The organism is Acaryochloris marina S15 (genome assembly GCF_018336915.1).
Lineage (GTDB): Bacteria > Cyanobacteriota > Cyanobacteriia > Thermosynechococcales > Thermosynechococcaceae > Acaryochloris > Acaryochloris marina_A.
Window position 1 is genome coordinate 230,482 of the sequence record NZ_CP064926.1, and the last position, 21,328, is coordinate 251,809.

General features: G+C 47.3%; 19 protein-coding genes and 3 pseudogenes. 12 read left to right on the top strand and 10 right to left on the bottom strand.

Annotated features, from left to right (window positions below):
* Positions 1-26: 26 nt before the first annotated feature.
* The 4 genes and pseudogenes from I1H34_RS30840 (at position 27) to I1H34_RS30855 (ending at position 3,489) form a co-directional block, all read left to right on the top strand.
* A pseudogene (locus tag I1H34_RS30840) lies at positions 27-1,446 on the top strand (IS4 family transposase).
* A 240-nt stretch (positions 1,447-1,686) separates the two neighbouring features.
* Entirely contained in the window at positions 1,687-2,172 is a 486-nt protein-coding gene (locus I1H34_RS30845; protein WP_212667135.1) for an Hsp20/alpha crystallin family protein, read from the top strand.
* A 254-nt stretch (positions 2,173-2,426) separates the two neighbouring features.
* Positions 2,427-2,960 (top strand): helix-turn-helix domain-containing protein, encoded by a 534-nt coding sequence (locus I1H34_RS30850; protein ID WP_249370331.1) that lies wholly within the window; start codon positions 2,427-2,429, stop codon positions 2,958-2,960.
* Positions 2,881-3,489 carry an IS630 family transposase gene (locus I1H34_RS30855; protein ID WP_212667101.1) on the top strand — a complete coding sequence of 203 codons (609 nt, stop codon included), beginning with the start codon at positions 2,881-2,883 and terminating at the stop codon, positions 3,487-3,489. Before I1H34_RS30850 ends, I1H34_RS30855 begins: the two co-directional genes overlap by 80 nt.
* A gap of 258 nt (positions 3,490-3,747) precedes the next feature.
* Here the strand turns inward: I1H34_RS30855 and I1H34_RS30860 are convergent, their stop codons facing one another.
* Positions 3,748-4,821 (bottom strand): IS630 family transposase, encoded by a 1,074-nt coding sequence (locus I1H34_RS30860; RefSeq protein WP_396124668.1) that lies wholly within the window; start codon positions 4,819-4,821, stop codon positions 3,748-3,750.
* 169 nt (positions 4,822-4,990) lie between these two features.
* Between I1H34_RS30860 and I1H34_RS30865 the strand changes: the two genes are divergently transcribed.
* Positions 4,991-5,803, top strand: coding sequence for an alpha/beta hydrolase (locus tag I1H34_RS30865; protein WP_212667102.1), 813 nt, complete (start codon positions 4,991-4,993; stop codon positions 5,801-5,803).
* On the opposite strand, the gene I1H34_RS30870 is transcribed toward I1H34_RS30865, so the two are convergent.
* Positions 5,769-5,909, bottom strand: a complete 141-nt coding sequence (locus tag I1H34_RS30870; protein ID WP_212667103.1) for a ribbon-helix-helix protein, CopG family — start codon at positions 5,907-5,909, stop codon at positions 5,769-5,771. The genes I1H34_RS30865 and I1H34_RS30870 overlap by 35 nt on opposite strands.
* Positions 5,910-6,192: 283 nt before the next feature.
* Between I1H34_RS30870 and I1H34_RS30875 the strand changes: the two genes are divergently transcribed.
* From I1H34_RS30875 to I1H34_RS30890, 7 genes and pseudogenes are all read left to right on the top strand, one after another.
* The gene (locus I1H34_RS30875; RefSeq protein WP_283250081.1) at positions 6,193-7,443 is read left to right on the top strand and encodes an AMP-binding protein; all 1,251 of its coding nucleotides are present in this window, start codon (positions 6,193-6,195) and stop codon (positions 7,441-7,443) included.
* Positions 7,374-7,625, top strand: a complete 252-nt coding sequence (locus tag I1H34_RS32885; protein WP_283250082.1) for an AMP-binding protein — start codon at positions 7,374-7,376, stop codon at positions 7,623-7,625. Before I1H34_RS30875 ends, I1H34_RS32885 begins: the two co-directional genes overlap by 70 nt.
* The gene (locus I1H34_RS32890) at positions 7,625-7,783 is read left to right on the top strand and encodes an AMP-binding protein (protein WP_283250083.1); all 159 of its coding nucleotides are present in this window, start codon (positions 7,625-7,627) and stop codon (positions 7,781-7,783) included. The genes I1H34_RS32885 and I1H34_RS32890 overlap by 1 nt, the downstream gene beginning before the upstream one ends.
* 11 nt (positions 7,784-7,794) lie before the next feature.
* Complete coding sequence (locus tag I1H34_RS32615; protein ID WP_463675107.1) at positions 7,795-8,232, top strand: hypothetical protein; 438 nt, start codon at positions 7,795-7,797, stop codon at positions 8,230-8,232.
* Between the two features lie 37 nt (positions 8,233-8,269).
* Positions 8,270-10,650, top strand: a pseudogene (locus tag I1H34_RS30880) (3-hydroxyacyl-CoA dehydrogenase/enoyl-CoA hydratase family protein).
* A 41-nt stretch (positions 10,651-10,691) separates the two neighbouring features.
* Positions 10,692-11,873 carry a thiolase family protein gene (locus I1H34_RS30885; protein WP_212667104.1) on the top strand — a complete coding sequence of 394 codons (1,182 nt, stop codon included), beginning with the start codon at positions 10,692-10,694 and terminating at the stop codon, positions 11,871-11,873.
* A gap of 40 nt (positions 11,874-11,913) precedes the next feature.
* Complete coding sequence (locus I1H34_RS30890) at positions 11,914-14,343, top strand: acyl-CoA dehydrogenase (protein ID WP_212667105.1); 2,430 nt, start codon at positions 11,914-11,916, stop codon at positions 14,341-14,343.
* A gap of 147 nt (positions 14,344-14,490) precedes the next feature.
* Here I1H34_RS30890 and I1H34_RS30895 read toward each other — a convergent pair whose 3' ends face one another.
* The 8 genes and pseudogenes from I1H34_RS30895 to I1H34_RS30930 all read right to left on the bottom strand — a co-directional run.
* Positions 14,491-14,739 (bottom strand): hypothetical protein, encoded by a 249-nt coding sequence (locus I1H34_RS30895; protein WP_212667106.1) that lies wholly within the window; start codon positions 14,737-14,739, stop codon positions 14,491-14,493.
* Between the two features lie 125 nt (positions 14,740-14,864).
* Complete coding sequence (hypD, locus tag I1H34_RS30900) at positions 14,865-15,980, bottom strand: hydrogenase formation protein HypD (RefSeq protein ID WP_212667107.1); 1,116 nt, start codon at positions 15,978-15,980, stop codon at positions 14,865-14,867.
* A gap of 89 nt (positions 15,981-16,069) precedes the next feature.
* Positions 16,070-17,227, bottom strand: a complete 1,158-nt coding sequence (locus I1H34_RS30905; protein ID WP_212667108.1) for an ATP-dependent 6-phosphofructokinase — start codon at positions 17,225-17,227, stop codon at positions 16,070-16,072.
* 126 nt (positions 17,228-17,353) lie between these two features.
* Positions 17,354-18,373: a dihydroorotate dehydrogenase-like protein gene (locus I1H34_RS30910; protein WP_212667109.1), complete on the bottom strand. Its 1,020-nt coding sequence runs from the start codon at positions 18,371-18,373 to the stop codon at positions 17,354-17,356.
* Positions 18,374-18,622: 249 nt separating this feature from the next.
* Positions 18,623-18,877 carry a rod shape-determining protein gene (locus tag I1H34_RS30915; protein WP_396124669.1) on the bottom strand — a complete coding sequence of 85 codons (255 nt, stop codon included), beginning with the start codon at positions 18,875-18,877 and terminating at the stop codon, positions 18,623-18,625.
* A 113-nt stretch (positions 18,878-18,990) separates the two neighbouring features.
* A complete protein-coding gene (locus tag I1H34_RS30920) occupies positions 18,991-19,971 on the bottom strand; it encodes an IS630 family transposase (RefSeq protein ID WP_212667110.1) in 981 nt (326 codons plus the stop codon).
* Positions 19,972-20,087: 116 nt separating this feature from the next.
* Entirely contained in the window at positions 20,088-20,951 is an 864-nt protein-coding gene (gene mreB / locus I1H34_RS30925; RefSeq protein WP_249370333.1) for a rod shape-determining protein, read from the bottom strand.
* 145 nt (positions 20,952-21,096) lie between these two features.
* Positions 21,097-21,328, bottom strand: a pseudogene (locus tag I1H34_RS30930) (photosystem II complex extrinsic protein PsbU); the annotation flags it as partial.

Here is a 21,328-nt window from a genome sequence, read left to right on the forward strand (position 1 = left end):
AAGAAAGTAGAAAAGGGCTGTAAGTCTTGATAGATATAGAATCAAGACTTGCAATCCATCAATAATCTGCCTTCTACTATGTCTGAGTCAGCCGAAATTCTCAAGCACCAGTTTTCCCAAAGCCTGGGATTGCCCTGGACGGATATTCTTCCTGCTTCAATGCTGACCGACATCCTAGCAGAGGAATCAATCTCTTATCGCAACCGTGTGTATACGCCCATCGTTACGTTGTGGGCCATGCTCTACCAAGCATTATCTGCAGACAAAAGCTTGCGCAACACGGTCAAATGCATCACCACCTGGCTCACTGCCGCAGGAATCCAACCCCCATCATCAGATACAGGAGCCTACAGTAAAGCCCGAGGAAGATTACCTGAGTCCCTGCTGCAACGGTTAATTCCCGAAACCGCTAACCACCTAGAGCAAAGCATTCCCCAAGAACACCACTGGTGTGATCGAACAGTGAAAGTCTATGACGGCACGACAGTGCTGATGGCTGATAGTGCGGCGAACCAAGGGGAGTATCCTCAACATGGCAATCAGGCTCCTAGCTGTGGATTCCCCATTGCCCGTTTAGTGGTGTTTTTTTGCTTAATCACAGGGGCAGTGGTCTCAGCCTGCATTGCCCCCTGGAGCATGAGTGAAATCGTCATCAGTCAGCTGCTTTATGAGGATCTGGAGGTTGATGATGTGGCCATAGCAGATCAAGCCTATGGCAGCTATGTTGATCTAGCCCTGATTCAACAACAAGGAGCCGATGGGGTTTTACGTAAACATCATGCCCGTCATACAGACTTCCGTAAAGGACGTAAGAACGGGATAGGAGACCACCAAGTTCAATGGCAAAAGCCCACACGGTGTCCCGCCCACATGAGTGCAACGGAGTTTGCAGAGATTCCCAAAACATTGACAGTCAGGGAGGTATCGCTACGTCTATCGCGTCGAGGCTTTCGAGACCAGTTCATTATCGTCGTCACGACTTTACTGGATGCTCAGCGCTATAGTGCTAAACAATTGACTCGCTTGTACGGATGGCGATGGCAGGCGGCTGAAGTCAATTTGAGACACCTCAAAACCACCTTAAAGATGGAAATGCTCACGGCAAAGACACCTGAAATGGTGCGCAAGGATATTTGGTCTCATTTGCTAGGCTACAACTTATTGAGAAGTCTCATGGAACAGGCTGCCCCATGGGCAGAATATGACCGCTCTCGACTCTCTTTACAAGGGGCTCGACAACACTTTAATCAGATGCTGGTTTTGTTAGCAACGGCGACACAAGCGATACGTCAACGGTTGTATGCTCATCTGCTTGAAAATATTGCTACTGACCTTCTGCCGGTTCGACCCCATCGGCTCGAACCCAGGGTCGTTAAACGAAGACCTAAGCCCTTCCCCAGAATGCGACAACCGCGCTCTGTCCTCAAAGCCAATCTGGCTGCTTGATTAAGCTTATCTCAGTGCCATTGATCTAGTTGCATTGCTCGCATTGCTGATTCCTCCAAGGCTAGATGTAGATCGCTCAATACTTTTGGGGCAGGGGATCTCCTCACAAATTCATCAAGTTTATTTCTTAAAGTCAAAGTAGAAGGAGATGACTCCCCAACCATTTCAAACATAACGGTGCTTTATAAAACTTCTGTGGGGAGCATCCCAAACCAGTTGTGACAGCGAGGAGGCGTAATGATGTCTATTGTCCTTCGTGATCCGTTCCGTAGTTTTGAACGCATGTATCCATTAGGTTGGGAACCTTTTCAAGAACTGGAAAGCTGGCAACGAGAGATGGATCGGATGTTTGGACGGTTAATGCCAATTTCTAAAGGGGATGGAGAAAAGAGTCTTACCTTTATGCCATCTGCGGAAATGGACGAAACCGATCAAGAAATCCATCTCAAATTTGAACTTCCTGGTCTTGATGCTAAGGATCTTGACATTGAAGTCACCAAAGATGCCGTTTTCATCCGAGGAGAACGCAAGACTGAAATTGAAGCAGAGTCAGAAGGGACCGTTCGATCTGAATTCCACTATGGAAAATTTGAACGCGTTATCCCCATGCCCAGCCCCATTAAGACCGATAACGTTCAAGCAGAATTCAACAATGGGGTCTTGAGTCTCACCTTAGCGAAGTCTGAGGAGGATATGAAAAAGTCCGTTAAAGTAGCAATTAGCTAGATTCTTAATTACTGTTTCGTGAGGCTGTGATCGCACCTTGAATATGAAGATGCGATCACAGTGCTAATTGCTGGATTAATTTACAGATCACTGTCTTGTGACCCATGCTCTAGCCCCGAGAAAAAAACCGTGAGGTATTGCGAACCAGTCATGAGAAGTACTTGGCTATGTCCGACTCTGATGTTCCTGATACCAATTTGTGTTTTGGGATGTAATTTAGATAGGATCTAATCCTATGTTCATTCCATAAGTATATGAGTCGAGTTAGTACAGTTAAACCGCATCTAACAGTGGATGAGGTGAAAGACAAAATTGCTACGGCTCCGACTGCCCGCTGTCAGCAAAAATGGATGATTATTTATAACGCCCTGGTAGATCCTCGCCCAGCTATCGAAATAGCCACGCATACTGCTACTAGTCTTCGAACGGTCCATCAGGTGATTTCCGCTTACAATCGCCTAGGAGCAGCAGCAATTGCTCCTAGGGCTAAACGGAAGAAGAATCCCGGTGCTTATCTGAGTATCGAAGAAGAGATTGAATTTTTAGAATCGTTTATTGAACGTGCTCAACAAGGTCATTTAACAACGGTTCAAGAGATCCAAACGGCCTTTGAGACTAAAGTGGAGACGTCAGTGGCACCCAGTACTATCTATCGTTTGCTAGACCGACACGGATGGCGCAAACTCATGCCTCGTCCGTCCCATCCCAATGGAAACAAAGCGGCACGAGAGGCTTTTAAAAAACTTTCGGGGGCTGGTCCAAACCGCTGTAGCAGATCGCTCAGCTGAAGACCAACGTCCCATTGTGATCATGGCAGCAGACGAAGGGCGCTTTGGTCGTCTAGGGCAAGTAAGAAGAGCTTGGTGTGCTCCTGGAATTCGACCCGAAAGTGGGCAGCAGCTTGTCCGTGAATATCTCTATGGCTATGTTGCTGTTGCTCCTGCGTTAGGAAAGATGAGTGCTTTAGTCTTACCCTTTTCCAATACTCAGATGATGAACTTATTCCTAGCACAAGTGGCGGATGAATTTTCAGACTATTTTGTGGTGATGCAGGTCGATGGAGCGTCTTACCACACCGGAAAGAAGCTCGTCATTCCAGACAATATACGCTTGATTGTTCAGCCTCCTCGAAGTCCACAACTCAATGCTGTAGAGCATATCTGGGAGGAGGTGAAAGAAAAGCACTTCTACAATCAGGTTTTTGATTCTTTAGATGAGGTATCCGATACCTTGTGCAAGGGACTCAAAGAACTCATGGATTTACCCGATAGGCTGACTTCTATGACCAATTTTCCTCATATGAGAATTACGATTTAAAACGCAAATTGGTATGACACCTTTTTCGACATAGTTCATACCTTGTTCTAAGGTGCTCCATAAGCTATTCGCTAAAATGGCACTATCTTACAGGTCTCTTGCTAAGCGCAAACTTGGCCTTTTCCTGCAGCCTTAAGTGGATGGTGTTATTGACGCATAAAGGCAGGAATTTTCACATGAATACTAAATCAGGTTATTTGTTCGGAGCAAAGCAGCACAGGCTCTACTATAGATCTACAGATAAAGATCCGTGATTAGCTAGGCAGCTTGTGTACCCAAGGTTTTGCAATATTTGCCCATTAAGACAGTAATTTCATTGGGAGTCTGACTAAAGTACAGTAGCCCCTCATCGACCTGCTGAACTAAGTCATCAAATTGCTTGAAGAACCGTAGGTGTGTGCTGCGTTTTTTGAGTTTCTTCCACAAGAATTCAATTGGGTTGAAGTCAGGAGAATATGTGGGTAATTGGAAAGGAGTAAGGCGAGCGGATTGCTGGTCAAAGAACTGCTTAGTTGCTTTACTGGTGTGATATCTAGCCCCGTCCTGAATGAGAATAATATGCTTGTGAGTCTGCTGGAGTACTTGAGTTAGAAAAGCAGTATACCCTTCAGAATTGAAGCGTCCCGTCTGACCTTGATAGAAGAACTGACCAGAATGATAATCAATTAATCCAAACACCTTGTAAGCCTTCCGTTTACCACTGGTGGGCAATGTTGGCTGGTCTCCACGAAGACTCCAGGTGTAGCTTAACGACCCCCACTGCGCAAAACTGGCCTCATCCCCAAATAAAATTAGGGCATCTTTGGCTGCTGATAAACGCAAAATCTCAGGCCATTTGTGTGTCATCCATTCTTGTCGCTTGGCTTCATTGAGATGAGCTGCAACAAACCGTGCTCTTTGAAATGAAAAGCCTAAGTTCCTCAGTAGAGTACTCACATAATGGGGATGATAGGAAACATTGAAGCGTTTCGCAATCAGGTCTTGAACCATTAATGCACTCCAACAACCACACTCGTATCCAGCTTTGAGCGGACCTGCTTTAATCCATGACTTGAGCTGTTGTCGTTGCCGTGGAGTGAGTTTGCTGCGACGTCCTTGAGACGCTTTGTATCTAAAGCTAGCGATACCTCGTTTTAGAAATGCATGCAGATAATCCCTGATCGTTTGTTCGCCTAGTGCCAATGTTTCAGCTACCTGTGCCACTGAACCACCTTGACCAAGCTGCAATAAAGCACTAATACGTTTGACCAGACGTAAATTCTGACTCCCGTATGCCTGGCGCAGTTTAGCTTCAATCTTTTGCGTGTTGATTGGGTAAAGCGCAGTTTGAATTGTGCGAGCATACTGGATGACCTCTGATAATCTTGAAATCCTTGCCAGAGCTAAGAGTATCAGGAGCTAGTTACTATATTTAATGAAGATGTAGTGTCGCTAAAACCACGGATGCTTTTCTGAAGATCTATATCGAGCTTGGTTTCACGAACATCCTCCTCAAGCTGCGGTGGCAATCATCCACGGCCTCGGTAGCCATGGCAGTACTTTTATAAATGCGGTCAATACCTTTGTTCCTCAGGATTATGCGGTCTATGTCTTAGATCTACGGGGGCATGGTCGCTCTTCTGGAGAGCGAGGCTATATCAACCACTGGTCAGAGTTTAGAGCCGATTTTCACATGTTTCTGCAGTTAGTTGAGTACCAACAGCCTAACGTTCCTCTCTTTGCCTGGGGACATAGTCTAGGCGGTGTAATTGTTCTGGATTACGTCCTACATTATTCCCATCAGCTGTTGGGCATCATTGTATCCGGTCTACCCATGGGAGCTGTTGGTGTTTTACCCTGGAAGTTAGCAATCGCTAGTCTTCTATCACAGCTATGGCCTCGATTTTCTCTCAATACGGGCATCGATCTAGCCAGTAATTCTAGCGATCCAGCCATCCTTCTAGACTATTCTCAGGATCCCCTGCAGCACACTCAAGGAACAGCTCGGTTAGCCACTGAGTTTCTCCGCACTCAAGCCGAATTACAAGCCCAGGCAACAAATATCCGTCTACCGCTGTTGATGCTCCATGGCAGCAACGATCAGACCGCTTCTCTCACCGAGAGCATAGCCTTTTTTCAAAAGGTCGGTAGCAAGACTAAACAACATCTAGAATATCCAGGAGCCTTTCACGACTTACACGCTGATCTGGATGCCCAAACAGTACTCGCTGATATAAGCCAATGGCTTCGTCAGCAGCTCACAACCTTTCAGAAGACCAAGGAACGACAGCTTAGTATAGTCAGCCTTTTGTGGTCTCTTCCAAAGAGCGAATGAATTCACGAATGATATCGGTCTTGGTCCGATGTGTTTTTTTCGCATAGCGGTCCAATATTTTTAGTTCATACTCTGGAACTCTTATGCAAAGCTGATTCTGGGCCATATGTATAGATATATGCTATACTGCGATTGTACCTTAAAAATTGTCATTCAACGCTACTGAGCATCTTTTAAGGTTCCAATTCAATGACCACGCTGTATTGATGCTATTCAAAATTATTCAAGCAGTGCTTCGGCATCGCTAATGCTCCTTATTGTTGTAGAAATAAGAAATTAGATCGCGTAGCTTTGCCAGAAGCCATCTCACATCAATGAAAGCGCGGAATGGTTGAGGAGACCTAGCACCGTTTGTGGAAGAGAGTCGCAAGTAGTGGCTCAAGCGGATCATGTTTACACCCAACGAGATTTACTGCCCACCCCCGCAGCCCGAGCATGAGGTCTTAGGGCGAACCCTACCATCACTGCTCGATGAAGCCTGCAAGAGCCATCCGAACGCCCAGGCATTTAATCATTGGACGAGAGAAGGCTGGGAACCCGTCTCATCACGGGCGTTCTGTACAACCACAGAGGAAATCGCTTTGGGCCTAAAAGAACTTGGGCTAGAGACGGGCGATCGCATTGCCTTACTGATGCACAGTGATGTCAACTTCTGCCTAGCCGATATGGGCAGCTTGCTGGCACGCCTGATCAACGTCCCTGTTTATATGGGTGAAACACCCGAAAACATGGTGTTTATTTTGCAGCACAGTGGTGCAACAGCCCTGATGTTGTCTGATCTGCAGGTGTTGAAGCAAGTTGCCCCTTGCCTACATGAAGTATCTACTCTGAAATTTGTTTTTATTGCTAATGGCCTTAACTCTTCGACTACTGAGGATGCTTTAACAAAACTTCGCGTCGATATTCCAGAGAGTATCCAGCTAATTTCTTTGTCTACCGTGCGGGCGTGGGGGATAGAGCAATGGTCAGATCAATCCCGGAAGAATTTAAGGGCCGAGATTTCACCTGAAGATGTGGCCACGATTGTCTATGTTGCTGGTGCGACGGGACGTTGTCAGGCATTTAGAAGCCAGGTATTGCCTATCTTTCAGGCAGTGACGGCCCTTAGACAGCGACTACAGCACGGTGCCCCCTACCTGTGTGAACTTCCAAAAGGGGTCATGCTTACCCATGAAAATCTGGCAGGGAATGCGCTGGCAGCGTTTAGCATTATGCCGGGTCTTCGAACCGGTCCCCAGGAAACGGTCCTTTCTTTTCTGCCGCTCACCCACGTTTTTGCTCGAGTAATGCTGTACGGGCATCTGAGTTATGGTCATACGATTTATTTCACGACGCCCCAGCGGATCGTTAAACATTTACGGGAAATCCAGCCTACCATTTTATCCACAGTGCCGCGTCTTTTAGAAAAGGTCTATCAAAAGATTCAGGAGCGAGGCCAACCATTGCCCCGTTTCAAACAGATAATCCTCAAGTGGGCGATCGATCTAGCTCAGCGATACCAGCTGGGACGTCAGTCTCACGGGCTCTATACCTTGCAGCTAAAACTAGCCGATCAGTTCGTGTATCGCCAATGGCGTCAAGGATTTGGGGGCGTCTCAGGTTCCTCCTTTGTGGCGGTGCTGCCCTCAAACCAGAGTTAGCCACGGTCTTCTCTGCTGCCGGAATTCCAGTCCTTCAAGGGTATGGTCTCACTCAAACGAGTGCTGTGCTGTGCGTGAATCGAGGGGAACTGAATCGAGCTGGAACAGTAGGGGTGCCTATCCCTGGTGTTGAAATTGAGATCGCACCCGATGACGAAATCTTGGCCAAAGCCCCTACGTGATGAAAGGCTATTACAATAATCCAGTTGCAACCCAAGAAGCCATTGACGCGAAGGGCTGGTTCCATACTGGCGACTATGGAGAGATAACTGATGATGGATTCTTGACCATTACCGGCCAGAAAAAAGTCTCTTTAAACTATCAACCGGTAAGTATGTAGCCCCTGAGCGCATTGAGCATCATCTTGTTCAATCCCCGTTAGTGGATTGGGCTTTGGCTGTGGGTAATCAGCGCCCTTACTGTGGTCTGCTCATTTTTCCCAATCGACGGAGACTGCAAAGATTGGCCAAGAAGCTGGGGTTACATCTTCCCCTTAACGAGATCGTAGACCATCCGCAGATTGTTGCTGAATATCAGTTACTGATCGATGCGGCTAATCAGAAACTCCCGGCGTGGTCAAGGATAAAACGCATTCGCCTAATACTTGAAACACTCACCGTTACCCATGGATTACTGACACCCTCCCGACGACTCGATCGGGAATCAACCTGCACAGCCTTCGCTGAAGAGATTGAGGATCTGTATAGCACGGTTGTGCCTTCTAGGATCCAGTCAGTTACTTCCCCTATCCTACCAGCATCTGCATCGCTGACGTTGGAAGCTTCTTAGGGCTTCATTCCTGCTGAATTTATTGAGGTTTGTTGTTATGTTGAAACCATTTCGGACCGCTGCTATTCTCGGTGCAGGTGTGATGGGCACTCAAATTGCGGCCCACCTCGCTAATGCAGGCTTGGTGGTTTATCTCTTAGATCTGCCTGCACCTGGAGTCCATAAAAACGCGATTGTTGAAGCTGCTTTCCAGAGAGGGCTCCAGCAAAAGCCTCCGATTTTCTTTACTGAAAAAACAGCCCGCCGCATTATTCTGGGTAATTTTGACGATGACTGGCATCGCTTAACCCATGTGGATTGGGTGATTGAGGCTGTAGTCGAGAAGCTAGAGGTTAAGCAACAGCTGATGGCTCGTTTAGAGGGTCACATTCGCGATGATGCAGTGGTGTCAACGAATACGAGTGGGTTGTCTATTCAAGCGATCACTGCAGATTGCTCTGATGCTTTCCGGCAGCGATTTCTGGGAACACACTTCTTCAATCCCCGCGCTACCTGAAGCTGTTGGAACTGATTCCTACTGCTGAAACGGATCCACAAATTGTGGATCAACTAAAGTGGTTTGGACATCTCTATCTAGGTAAAGGGGTGGTAGTCGCGAAGGACACCCCCAACTTTATCGGCAATCGAATTGGCGTTTTTATCAGTATGCTCGGTATCCAAGCCTTTACAGAACAGGGATACACCATTGAAGAGATTGATACTCTCACGGGGACGTTGACGGGGCGTCCCAAATCTGCAACTTTCCGCACGGCAGATATTGTGGGTCTCGATACGTTACTGTATGTGGCTGAAAATCTATATCCTGCCATCCCTGACGATGAAAGTCGTGATGTTTTTCAGGTGCCAAGGATTCTGAGACGCTTAGTAGAGGCAGGACAACTAGGGGCCAAAATGGGTCGGGGCTTTTATCAAAAGTGGGTAAAAATATTCTCTCCGTCAACCCGCAGACACTAGCATACGAAAAGGCTCAGTCCATGCATCTAGGGAACTGGAAAGCCATTGCTAAAATTAAATCTCTTCCTGAACGTTTGCGAAAACTCTATCAAGATGACGGTCGAGCGGGAACATTGTTTCGGCAAACGATACTGAGAATCTTAAGTTACAGTGCCCATCGGATTCCTGAAATTGCCGATAGCCCCCTCAACATTGATCAAGCCATGCGTTGGGGATTTGGCTGGCAGCTCGGCCCTTTTGAAATTTGGCAGGAACTTGGCTTTGCTAGAGTCCTGAAAGATATGCAAGAGTCTGGGATGACGGTGCCCAGCTGGATTGAGTCCATGCAGCTTGCAGGCATTGACCGCTTCTATCAAAGGGCTAGCGAACATAGAGCAGCGTTTGTCTACCAACCCTACATGGCTACCATCCAACAGAAACACCACGGGATGAACTGACTGTTGCTCAGATTAAGACTGATCCGAGGCACACGCTGTGGTCAAGTGCTGAAGCCGCGCTGATTGATATGGGGATCGCGTTGCCCTATTTGAGTTTCGTTCGAAGGGGAATACCCTTGGACAGGTTGTGGTGGATGGTTTCTCAGAAGCATTGGACATCGTCGAAGTTGGGGACTATCGCGGTCTAGTCATTGGAAATGATGGGGAGCATTTTTCTGCCGGGGCTAACCTGGCAGACATGATCAAGTTCTCACACCAAGACAAGGTCAATGTCTTCACAGATTGTGAGCATGGTGCAATTGCCCATCTCCTCGATCAGTTTCAGGCTCTGATGCTGCGAATTCACTACTTCCCCAAGCCAATTGTGGCAGCTATTCGGGGGCGAATCTTAGGGGGTGGCTGCGAATTGGTGATGGCCTCTCCCCACGTGGTGGCAGCGGCTGAAACCTACATTGGTTTGGTGGAACTGAGTGTGGGGCTCATTCCTGGTGCAGGCGGCATTATGACCATGGCTAACTGGGCTGCTGAGCATGCTGCCAGTGATTCCCCCAGCGATATTCAGCCGTTTTTAAAACAGGCTTTTGAGCATATAGGGATGGCGAAGGTAGCTGGCAGCGCCTATGAAGCTCAAGAGTGGGGATATTTACCGCCTACTGCCCAGATTGTCATGAATAGCAATCGTCGTCTCTTCGTAGCCAAGGAAGAAGTGCTTCGCCTAGCTGGTGAGGGCTATGTTCCGCCACCCAAACGCAATGCGATCAAGGTGTTGGGCCAACCGGCCCGTGCCATGTTTGAAGCAGCGGCCTATCTGATGGAACAGGGAGGCTATATCTCTGAATATGATCGCTTTCTTGCAAACCGATTGGCCTTTGTCATCACAGGGGGGGATCTGTCAGCACCAACGTTAGTCTCCGATGATTACCTACTGGGACTAGAACGCGACATGTTTTTACCCCTGTTTACAAAGCAAAAAACTCAGGAACGGATTATGCATACGTTGAGAACTAAAAAGCCTCTACGAAATTAGTAGGCTCCACCTTAACCCTCACAAAAGACGAGGTCAATGACATGAATAACGCATATATCGTCAGTAGCGTTCGCACTGCTGTTGGAAAATCCCCCCGAGGTACTTTGCGGAATAGTCGACCCGATGATTTGGGTGCCGCTGCTGTTAAGGGCGCACTCGATAATGTTCCCAAACTTGAGTTCGATCAAGTCGAGGATCTGATATTCGGTTGTTCCTTCCCTGAAGCCGAGCAGGGGTTCAACTTGGGGCGCGTGATTGCCCTGCGGGCGGGTCTTCCTCACTCCACTGCTGGTTGTACAGTGAACCGTTTTTGTTCATCGGGTTTACAAACCATTGCCATGGCAACCCAAGCAATCATGACAGGTCAGGCAGAGGTGATCGTGGCTGGGGGGGCCGAATCTATGAGTCTGATTCCGATGGGGGGACATTACCTAACGCCTAATCCAGTCTTACTGTCTGAAGTTCCTGAAGCTTATCTTTCGATGGGACTAACAGCAGAAAATGTGGCAGAAGAATTCCAAATTTCTAGGCATGATCAGGATGTTTTTGCGTTGCAATCGCATCTCAAAGCCCTGGCTGCCCTTGAGAAGGGACGGTTTAAAGACGAGGTTATTCCCTTTATGGTCAAGGAAACCACTTTAGTAGAGGGACAATCTCAAACCACTCAAACCAGGTTCGACGTAGATGAAGGCCCTCGTGCTGACACCAGCCTTGAAGCCTTAGCTCAGCTCAAACCTGTCTTTAAGGTCGAGGGTACCGTTACGGCAGGCACGTCTTCCCAAATGTCGGATGGGGCAGCAGCAACGGTTGTGATGAGTGAGCGTAAGCTCAGAGAGCTTGCCCTTGCACCACTAGGCCGAATGCTGGGCTACTCCGTGGTGGGGGTACCACCGGAACTGATGGGTATGGGTCCAGTGGAAGCAGTGCCCAAGGTGCTGAAGCAGGTGGGATTATCTCTCAGCGATATCGGTTTGATTGAGTTGAATGAAGCCTTTGCGGCCCAGGCTTTAGCAGTTATGCGAAAGCTGGGTTTGGATGAAGGCATTGTCAATGTGAATGGTGGTGCGATCGCCCTTGGTCACCCATTGGGCTGCACAGGAGCAAAATTGACTGCCACCCTACTGCACGAGATGAAGCGTCGGGGCATTCGCTATGGACTGGTGACCATGTGTGTCGGGGGTGGCATGGGTGCTGCAGGTGTCTTTGAAAACTTGATGCTTTAACGTCTCTCCCTTTTTTGTACCTCACATAGGAGAACAGCCCATGACACTCCTCATCTCCCCCATAACAACTCTGGTTCTGCTGTTTGTCTTCATTCTCCTGGGATACCTTGGTGTTCCCCTATGGATTTGGACTCTTTACGTTGCAGTAGGCATTGGCACACTCCAACCGTCTATTTGGATTTGGAGCCCCCTGATCGGTCTGGCAGTGGTGATCAACTGGCCCCTTTTACGCCGCTTGTTGCTCACTTCTGCTGTCGTCAAACTCCTTCAATCACTGCAGCTGTTTCCAAAAATTTCTTCAACAGAGCAGGCTGCGATCGAAGCGGGAAATGTCTGGGTCGATGGTGAATTTTTCACTGGAAAACCCAATTTTGAACGCATCCTCAGCGAACCCTATCCCCAACTTAACCCGGAGATTCAAGCTTTTTTGGATGGCCCCGTTGAACAAGTCTGCCGGATGGCCAGTGACTGGGAAATCTATCAACGCCAGGATCTCCCGCCCGATGTCTGGACTTATCTCAAACAAGAGCGGTTCTTTGGCATGATGATTCCCGAAGAATACGGAGGGCTAGGCTTCTCAAATCTGGCCTATAGCGCCGTAATGGCCAAACTGGCCTCCCGCTCCTTTACCCATGTGGCAACGGTTGGCGTCACTAACTCCTTGGGGCCTGCTAAGCTTCTACTTCGCTATGGCACCAAGGAACAGAAAAATCAATATTTACCTCGCTTAGCGAGTGGTGAAGATATCCCCTGCTTTGCCCTCACGGAACCCAAAGCCGGATCAGATGCGGCCAGCATTACGTCTAGTGGTGTGGTGTTTAAGGGAGATGATGGTCAGCTCTACCTCAAACTCAATTGGAACAAACGCTATATTACCCTGGGTGCCATCGCAACCCTCCTGGGCCTGGCCTTCCAACTTCACGACCCTGACAATCTTCTGGGTAAAGGGGAACACCCTGGCATTACCTGTGCTCTGATACCGACCGAAACACCCGGCGTCATTCATAACCGTCGCCACGATCCCATGGGCGTTCCCTTCTATAACTCACCGTTAGAAGGCCACGACGTCATGGTTCCGATTGGACAGATCATGGGTGGCATTGAACAAGCAGGTCAGGGTTGGAAAATGATCATGCAAACTCTGGCAGCGGGGCGTGGGATTAGCTTCCCGGCCACCTGTACGGGGGTGACTAAACTGGTGGCTCGCGTAGCGGGTGCCCATGCTGTAGTCCGCAAACAGTTTGGTTTATCCATTAGCCGTTTTGAAGGGGTTGAAGAACCCCTAGCCCGGATTGGGGGATTCACTTATATGATTGATGCGGTCCGCCTCTATACCTGTGGCGCAGTCGATCAAGGCGAACAGCCTGCGGTGATATCCGCAATTGCAAAATCCCAAACCACCGAACTGGCCCGTCGCGTCGTCCTAGATGGTATGGATATTCTGGGGGGAGCCGGGATTTGTCGCGGGCCTCGGAACCTACTAGCCAATATCTACACGGCCATACCGATTGCCATTACCGTGGAAGGGGCCAATATTCTGACGCGATCATTAATGATATTTGGCCAGGGTACGATTCGCAGTCATCCTTATATTTACGATGAGATTTTAGCCATAGAGCAGTCGGATGTAGCTGCCTTTGATCAGGCTTTCTGGTCTCATCTTGGCCTTATCGTCCGTAACGGTGTACGGGCTGGCCTGTTATGCCTGACGCGGGGGCGGCTCACTCGTTCTCCCGTACAAGGCGAAACGGCTATTTACTACCACAAGTTAGCCTGGGCCGCAGCGACCTTTGCTAACCTCAGTGATTTAGCCATGCTGTCATTGGGGGGGGCTTTAAAGCGTCGAGAAAATCTAACTGGGCGCTTTGCAGACATGCTTGCCTGGATGTATCTGGGGTCAGCAACACTCCGACGCTTTGAAGCTGAAGGACAACAGGTGAAAGATTTACCCTTAGTGCATTGGTCGATGCAGTATGCCTTTGCTCAAATTCAACAGGCAGTTGAAGGAGTCGTCTCTAATCTTCCGATCCTAAGTGCTGGCCTGCGCCAACCTATTTTAGGGATGTGGCGACTGAGTCCTCTTGGAACCGTGCCATCTGATGAATTGGGGCACCAGGCTACTCAGATTTTACTGATACCTGGACCAGAAAGGGATCGACTCACTCGTAATATTTATCTTCCCAATCACACTGAGGAAGCGGTAGGGCACCTCGAAGAAGCTTTACGCTTATCGGTGCAGACAGCCCCTATCCTTAAAACCATCAAGAACGCCATAGCAGGAGGGCGGCTTCCTCCATCCAAACCATCGAAGCTGGTTGATGAAGCCCTTGAAAAAGGAATAATTAATCTTCAAGAAGCCACCTCTCTCCAACAAGCAGAAATCTCACGTAGCCATACGATTCAAGTGGACTCATTCACCTTAGAGGAGTATCAGCAGAAAAAACGGATATCGCAGATTCGCTACGTATGAGTTCCGATGTAAGGTCAGCCTAGAGGCGAATGACCCAGGACATCACTTTAACGACTATTGGCGTTATTGATGTTCCACTACGCGTAATTCAGCTTAAATTAGTGTCCAAGAAGTCTTGAAAAATCTGAAGTCAGTGTAAATCATTCGCTAAGATGCTGCTTCCCAGTCCTTTAATTTTTCATGGTTAGGTGCTGGAGAACGAGATCGCAATAGCTGTTTAGGAACACCAATATTGCCCCCCCTTGGTAAGTATATTTCTTTGCGTCGTCGATGCTTCGATTTCTTGGATTTAGCGCTTGCCCGTTTTGAATTGGAGGGCTTTTCTGTCGGCATCATCATCAATACCTCCTGTCGTTGAGGGTATTGGTCACCCCCTGATTTAGGCAGAACCAACATCCTTCAACTTGTAATATAAGTTCTCAACGATAATCAAAATCATACTTCTGAACAGCTGAGATTCCCTCTAACTTCAGAATACGAAGCAATGCTGAAGATCTTATGAGTTAAGTGATGCAGCAAAGCTAACTGACTTCACCCCTAAATTGACGATATCGATAGTAGGCTGCACAAGCACCTTCGGAAGACACCATAGGGGCACCAAGCGGGTGCTCTGGGGTGCATTGGTGACCAAAAGCAGGGCAATCGGGTGGCTTTAGAAACCCTTGCAGAATCTGGTCGCTGATGCAATTGATCTCAGATTTAGTATCAACGCAAACTGAAACACTGGAATTTTGGGGTAAAAGGGCCTGGGCATCCCGATAGGCATACTGGGGGCGCAACTTCAAACCACTATTGGGAATGGTGGTTAGCCCCCGCCACTGACGATCACTCGGTTCAAAAACCTCTGCCATCAGTTGCTGAGCCTCCGAATTTCCCTTGGATTGAACCACCCGAGGATATTGATTCTCCACCACTGCTTTTCCAACCTCCAGTTGTTGGAGGCAGTGGTAAATACCTTGCAGAATGTCCACGGGTTCAAATCCCGTCACCACAATTGGAGTGTGATACTGGGTTGCGATCTCCTCATAGGTTGCATACCCCATCACCATACACACATGCCCAGCTGCTAGAAATCCCTGTACAGAACAGTCTGGTGCAGACAAAATGGCTTTCATCGCTGGTGGGACCAAGACATGGGCCACGAGTACTGAAAAATTAGATATCCCTTGTCGATGGGCTTGATATACCGCCATCGCTGTCGCTGGTACCGTTGTCTCAAACCCCACCGCAAAGAACACAATCTGCTGGTCTGGATTGGCTTGAGCTAACTTCAGGGCATCTAGGGAGGAATACACCATCCGTACCACTCCGCCTTGTGCCTTTGCTGATAACAGATCACCCTTTGTTCCGGGTACTCGCAACATATCCCCAAAGGAACAGAGCATCACTCCAGGGGTTTTGGCCAGTGTAATTGCATCATTAATTAACGCTACTGGTGTCACGCAGACGGGACACCCCGGTCCATGAACCAAGGTGATCGCCCTGGGTAACAGTTGATCAATCCCATGCTTCACAATCGTATGAGTTTGCCCACCACAAATTTCCATAATGGTCCAAGGCCGAGTTACCAGATGATCAATCTCGCGCACCCAAGACTTGACCAATCCAGGATCTCGATACTCATCTACAAACTTCATATTCCAATCTTCCTTACAGCCCTACCTCCAACGCTCCCGATCTCAGATCAATCCCCATCTCAGTCTTAAAAAGGTCTCGATATATCTCGCTATTTTGCTCCAATATAAATCCCTAATTCTTTAGCCGTCTGGACCAATCGCCCTTGTGGATTAACTGGATCTGGACACTTTTTCTCTCGATGACATTCCTTAATTCTGGGGATAACGTTCCTTAAGGGCTTACTTGCAACTTCGCCATTTTCCCAAACCACAAGACGGTTGAAATATTGCTGAGAAATCAGGTCAACGGCTTCCCGGCCAAAGCGAGCTGCTAAGAGACGATCAAAGGCTGTGGGCACCCCACTCCGCTGGATATGCCCCAAAACGATTGCACGACAATCTACCTCTTGCAGATTACAAAACTGAGGATGACCAGACGAACATAATGTTTTACTTTGCACCTGAATCTGTTGAGCTAAATACTCGCAAATGCTTGCAACTTTTTGCCCATTGGGTCTGCGCACCCCTTCAGCAATCACAACTAGAGCGAAACGCCGACCGCCTTGTTGGAGCAAAGCAATTTGACGACACACTTGGTCAATCACGGATGGGCTCAAGCATGGGGTTAACTCCGGTATTAAAATTACATCTGCGCCCCCTGCGATACCTGAATGTAACGCCAAATATCCGGCATCACGCCCCATCACCTGAACGACCATAATTCGATCATGGCTCGCTGCTGTGAAGGTGAGATCGTAGAGTGATCTCGTAACGGTATTAACAGCCGTATCAAACCCCAATGAAATTTCTGTAAAGGGCACATCATTATCGATGGTTTTTGGAATGGCCACCCACCGCCACTGCCCTTTTTGGGCAAGGTCGTCAATAATATCCAAACTCCCATCTCCACCAATGGCAATCAGAGAGTCCAAATTCAAACGCTGAAAACCCTGCAAAATTTCCTGTGCGATCGCAGGATCACTCGGATTGCCTTTGTTTAATGCTCCCAAGATACTGCCACTGAGGAATTGTAAAATATCTAATCCCCCTAACAATCCTGGAACATCATATCCATGCTCTGTTAATCTCAGGTCTTCAGGAGTACAGTGTCCTAATTCAAGATTAATAAGGCCTTGGGTGCCATAGGGAATGCCAAACACCTCCCAACCTTTGTGAGTCGCACATTTAATAACTGTCCGAATAATGGCGTTAAGCCCAGGGCAGTCACCACCGCTGGTGAGGATACCGATCCGTTTAGCTGGGTCCATAGAACTGGATATAACAAGGGGTTCACAAAAAGAACAGACTGATCAGAAAGAGATAAATTCTGAAGGGTCCGGTAACCGTCTCAATCAAAATTTAGATCGTTTAGCTTGAGTGTCTCTTTGAGAGATTTAAACATTCATCGGCATCAATCCTAGGGGATGATACGTTTGCAAAGCTTCAATATATTGAACACGTTCAAATGCGCTGGGGTCTGGACAATTAACCTGGCTCATACTCCCTTGAAGTTGCTGAATCGACTCATACTCATGCCCCTCTAGCCACTGACATAGGGCCTGGTCAAGCGTGCGGAGATGATCGATGCCGTGCTGGATTAAGACGCTCACCAGCATCGTGGCGTTGGCTCCAACCATCATCATTTTCAAGACATCCGCTGCAGTATGAATACCGCTCGTAGCGGCAAAGTCTACTGGCAGGGTTCCATAAAGAATAGCGATCCAACGCAGAGGTAATCTTATATCCTGCGGTGTACTTAGTAGTAGGTTGGGCCTGACTTCTAGGGTCTCTATATCGATATCTGGCTGATAAAAGCGATTAAAGAGGACAAGGCCATTTACCCCTGCATCCGTTAACCGTTTCGCCATATGCGCTAGATTGCTAAAGAAGGGACTAAGCTTAATCGCTACTGGAATATTGACTGTGGAATTAACGGTATGAACGATATCAATGTAGCTTTGCTCGATTTCTGCTCCTGTAATAGCCATCTCAGTGGGGACAGCGTAAATATTCAATTCCAGGGCATCAGCACCAGCTTCCTCTATTTTTTTAGCGTAGCTTGTCCATCCCCCAATCGTTGCCCCATTCAGACTAGCGATGATTGGAATATCCACGGTGGCTTTGGCTTGATGGATGTGGTCAAGATACTGCTCTGGCCCTACACGAAAGACATCAGGTTCTGGACAATAGGAGAGAGCTTCTGCAAAACTTTCGGTCCCCTGGGTGAAATGATGATGAAACCCAAGCCGATCTTGACGTAATTGTTCCTCAAACAAGGAGTGCAACACGATAGCGGCAGCGCCTGCATCTTCCATATGACGCAGATGATCAATCTTTTCTGATAATGGTGCACAAGCCCCAACCACTAGAGGAGAACGGAGTCTCATTCCCAAATACGTCGTACTTAAATCCATCTATTAGCCTCCTGTTAGGTGAAACGACCTAATAGTCACCAGCGATATCGTTACAGAATGAACTAGTCCATAATCTAAACAGTGAGTTTGAGGATTCTGTGAAGAAATCCCATCACCCACTGGGTTAGAGGACAATCCTTAAAGCTAGGCATGTTGTGATTGATGAGACTGCAGGTGACCTGAATTGGCAATCAGTTTTCATATAGTTCAACTGTATTGGGATATAACCCATATCTTGATTCAATCTGTCTAAGCGATGCTGAAGTGGGATAGATGCTTATTTTCGAGGATCTTACCTGTCCCCAAAACAACGCTATTTAATGGATTGGGGGCGATATGAACAGGTAGATGAGTCAAATCTTGGAAATACTTATCAATGCCGTAGAGTAAAGCCCCGCCTCCCGTTACCATAATTCCTCGCTCAGCAATATCGCTGACTAACTCAGGATGGGTCTTTTCTAGAAAGTTGAGAAGAGAAACAGCTATAGATCTACAGATAAAGATCCGTGATTAGCTAGGCAGCTTGTGTACCCAAGGTTTTGCAATATTTGCCCATTAAGACAGTAATTTCATTGGGAGTCTGACTAAAGTACAGTAGCCCTCATCGACCTGCTGAACTAAGTCATCAAATTGCTTGAAGAACCGTAGGTGTGTGCTGCGTTTTTGAGTTTCTTCCACAAGAATTCAATTGGGTTGAAGTCAGGAGAATATGTGGGTAATTGGAAAGGAGTAAGGCGAGCGGATTGCTGGTCAAAGAACTGCTTAGTTGCTTTACTGGTGTGATATCTAGCCCCGTCCTGAATGAGAATAATATGCTTGTGAGTCTGCTGGAGTACTTGAGTTAGAAAAGCAGTATACCCTTCAGAATTGAAGCGTCCCGTCTGACCTTGATAGAAGAACTGACCAGAATGATAATCAATTAATCCAAACACCTTGTAAGCCTTCCGTTTACCACTGGTGGGCAATGTTGGCTGGTCTCCACGAAGACTCCAGGTGTAGCTTAACGACCCCCACTGCGCAAAACTGGCCTCATCCCCAAATAAAATTAGGGCATCTTTGGCTGCTGATAAACGCAAAATCTCAGGCCATTTGTGTGTCATCCATTCTTGTCGCTTGGCTTCATTGAGATGAGCTGCAACAAACCGTGCTCTTTGAAATGAAAAGCCTAAGTTCCTCAGTAGAGTACTCACATAATGGGGATGATAGGAAACATTGAAGCGTTTCGCAATCAGGTCTTGAACCATTAATGCACTCCAACAACCACACTCGTATCCAGCTTTGAGCGGACCTGCTTTAATCCATGACTTGAGCTGTTGTCGTTGCCGTGGAGTGAGTTTGCTGCGACGTCCTTGAGACGCTTTGTATCTAAAGCTAGCGATACCTCGTTTTAGAAATGCATGCAGATAATCCCTGATCGTTTGTTCGCCTAGTGCCAATGTTTCAGCTACCTGTGCCACTGAACCACCTTGACCAAGCTGCAATAAAGCACTAATACGTTTGACCAGACGTAAATTCTGACTCCCGTATGCCTGGCGCAGTTTAGCTTCAATCTTTTTGCGTGTTGATTGGGTAAAGCGCAGTTTGAATTGTGCGAGCATACTGGATGACCTCTGATAATCTTGAAATCCTTGCCAGAGCTAAGAGTATCAGGAGCTAGTTACTATATTTAATGAAGATGTAGTGTCGCTAAAACCACGGATGCTTTTCTGAAGATCTATATCTTATGCAACGGAGTGGATATAGCATCCCGCAATTCATCACTATTGATTTCAAGTCGTTGAGGTAATCCCGACCCCACATTAGTCCCTAAAATTTCCATTGGCGTATCATTACAGACTGAGTCTGAAGCAGAACAAAATTTAACTTTGAGACTTTCAGCTGTCAATTCACCAATCTTGACTTGGTAGATTTGCCTTAAATAGTCAATTATGGCTGTATTAAAACTATCTCCTGCAATAGAAATGGCTTGACTATTGATAACTTGAGAGGAGCATATTACCGCCATCTCAGTAGTGCCACCACCGATATCAATGATGAGGTTGCCTTTAGGTTTCGAAATCGGAAGTCCTATCCCTAAAGCTGCAGCAATAGGTTCATCAATCAGAACAACGTCTCTTGCGCCTGCTTCCAATGCTGCTTCAGTCAAAGCTTCACCCTCTACACTGGTTGCACCACAAGAACAGCCTAGGACGAGTCGAGGGCGGAAAATTCGCGTTCCACGTTGGGCTTTACGAATGAAGGCTTGCAACATTGTTTGGGTCAGTTTGAGGTCTGCTATGACCCCATTTCTAACGGGACGGCAAACTACTACTGGTGTGCAAGTACGGCCTAGCATCTGTCTAGCAGTATTGCCTACAGAAATTGGAGTTTGAGTGAATTGATTAATTGCAATGACTGAGGCTTCATTTAATACAACACCTTCTATGGGGCTATAAATTAAAGTATTGGAAGTTCCCAGATCTATCCCAAGCGCATTGTTCAGATGATGTAAAACGTTTAGAGTTTTCCACCATGAATCAAAGATTGGTGGGGGGGTGGTCGTGAGCCATTTATCTGGAGGAGATAATGCATAGTTCATAGGGAAAGATTGAGTTGTGATGGTTATCAGCAGAAGTTTTAAAGATAGCTTTCAGATTACTGAAGATATTTGACTAGAACCATTCAGGAACATCACTTTTTACATTTTCAATGCCTTATTCTTAACCACTCTGTGTCAAAAGAAGCTATCGCATCATAGGACGAGGTGGCATCCGTGTGGCAAGATCAGTGTTAGGTTTTGATACAGCAAAAAAGTCTAACTTATCTTCAAGAAGTTTTTTCTGCTTTACATTCAATCCTCGTATATTGAGGACTTCTTCAACCGTTTCATAAGGCCCATTGTTAATTATCTTTTTAGCAAGAGTTGGATAATAACCTGGGCAATTCTTAAATGCGATTGCATTGGCGTTGTTTAAA

Coding starts and splice junctions, on each gene's coding strand:
- I1H34_RS30845 (WP_212667135.1), top strand. CDS start 1,687: ATGTCTATTGTCCTTCGTGATCCGTTCCGTAGTTTTGAACGCATGTAT.
- I1H34_RS30850 (WP_249370331.1), top strand. CDS start 2,427: ATGAGTCGAGTTAGTACAGTTAAACCGCATCTAACAGTGGATGAGGTG.
- I1H34_RS30855 (WP_212667101.1), top strand. CDS start 2,881: ATGGAAACAAAGCGGCACGAGAGGCTTTTAAAAAACTTTCGGGGGCTG.
- I1H34_RS30870 (WP_212667103.1), bottom strand. CDS start 5,909: ATGGCCCAGAATCAGCTTTGCATAAGAGTTCCAGAGTATGAACTAAAA.
- I1H34_RS30875 (WP_283250081.1), top strand. CDS start 6,193: ATGTTTACACCCAACGAGATTTACTGCCCACCCCCGCAGCCCGAGCAT.
- I1H34_RS32885 (WP_283250082.1), top strand. CDS start 7,374: ATGGCGTCAAGGATTTGGGGGCGTCTCAGGTTCCTCCTTTGTGGCGGT.
- I1H34_RS32890 (WP_283250083.1), top strand. CDS start 7,625: ATGAAAGGCTATTACAATAATCCAGTTGCAACCCAAGAAGCCATTGAC.
- I1H34_RS30885 (WP_212667104.1), top strand. CDS start 10,692: ATGAATAACGCATATATCGTCAGTAGCGTTCGCACTGCTGTTGGAAAA.
- I1H34_RS30890 (WP_212667105.1), top strand. CDS start 11,914: ATGACACTCCTCATCTCCCCCATAACAACTCTGGTTCTGCTGTTTGTC.
- I1H34_RS30895 (WP_212667106.1), bottom strand. CDS start 14,739: ATGTTGGTTCTGCCTAAATCAGGGGGTGACCAATACCCTCAACGACAG.
- hypD (WP_212667107.1), bottom strand. CDS start 15,980: ATGAAGTTTGTAGATGAGTATCGAGATCCTGGATTGGTCAAGTCTTGG.
- I1H34_RS30905 (WP_212667108.1), bottom strand. CDS start 17,227: ATGGACCCAGCTAAACGGATCGGTATCCTCACCAGCGGTGGTGACTGC.
- I1H34_RS30910 (WP_212667109.1), bottom strand. CDS start 18,373: ATGGATTTAAGTACGACGTATTTGGGAATGAGACTCCGTTCTCCTCTA.
- I1H34_RS30920 (WP_212667110.1), bottom strand. CDS start 19,971: ATGCTCGCACAATTCAAACTGCGCTTTACCCAATCAACACGCAAAAAG.
- mreB (WP_249370333.1), bottom strand. CDS start 20,951: ATGAACTATGCATTATCTCCTCCAGATAAATGGCTCACGACCACCCCC.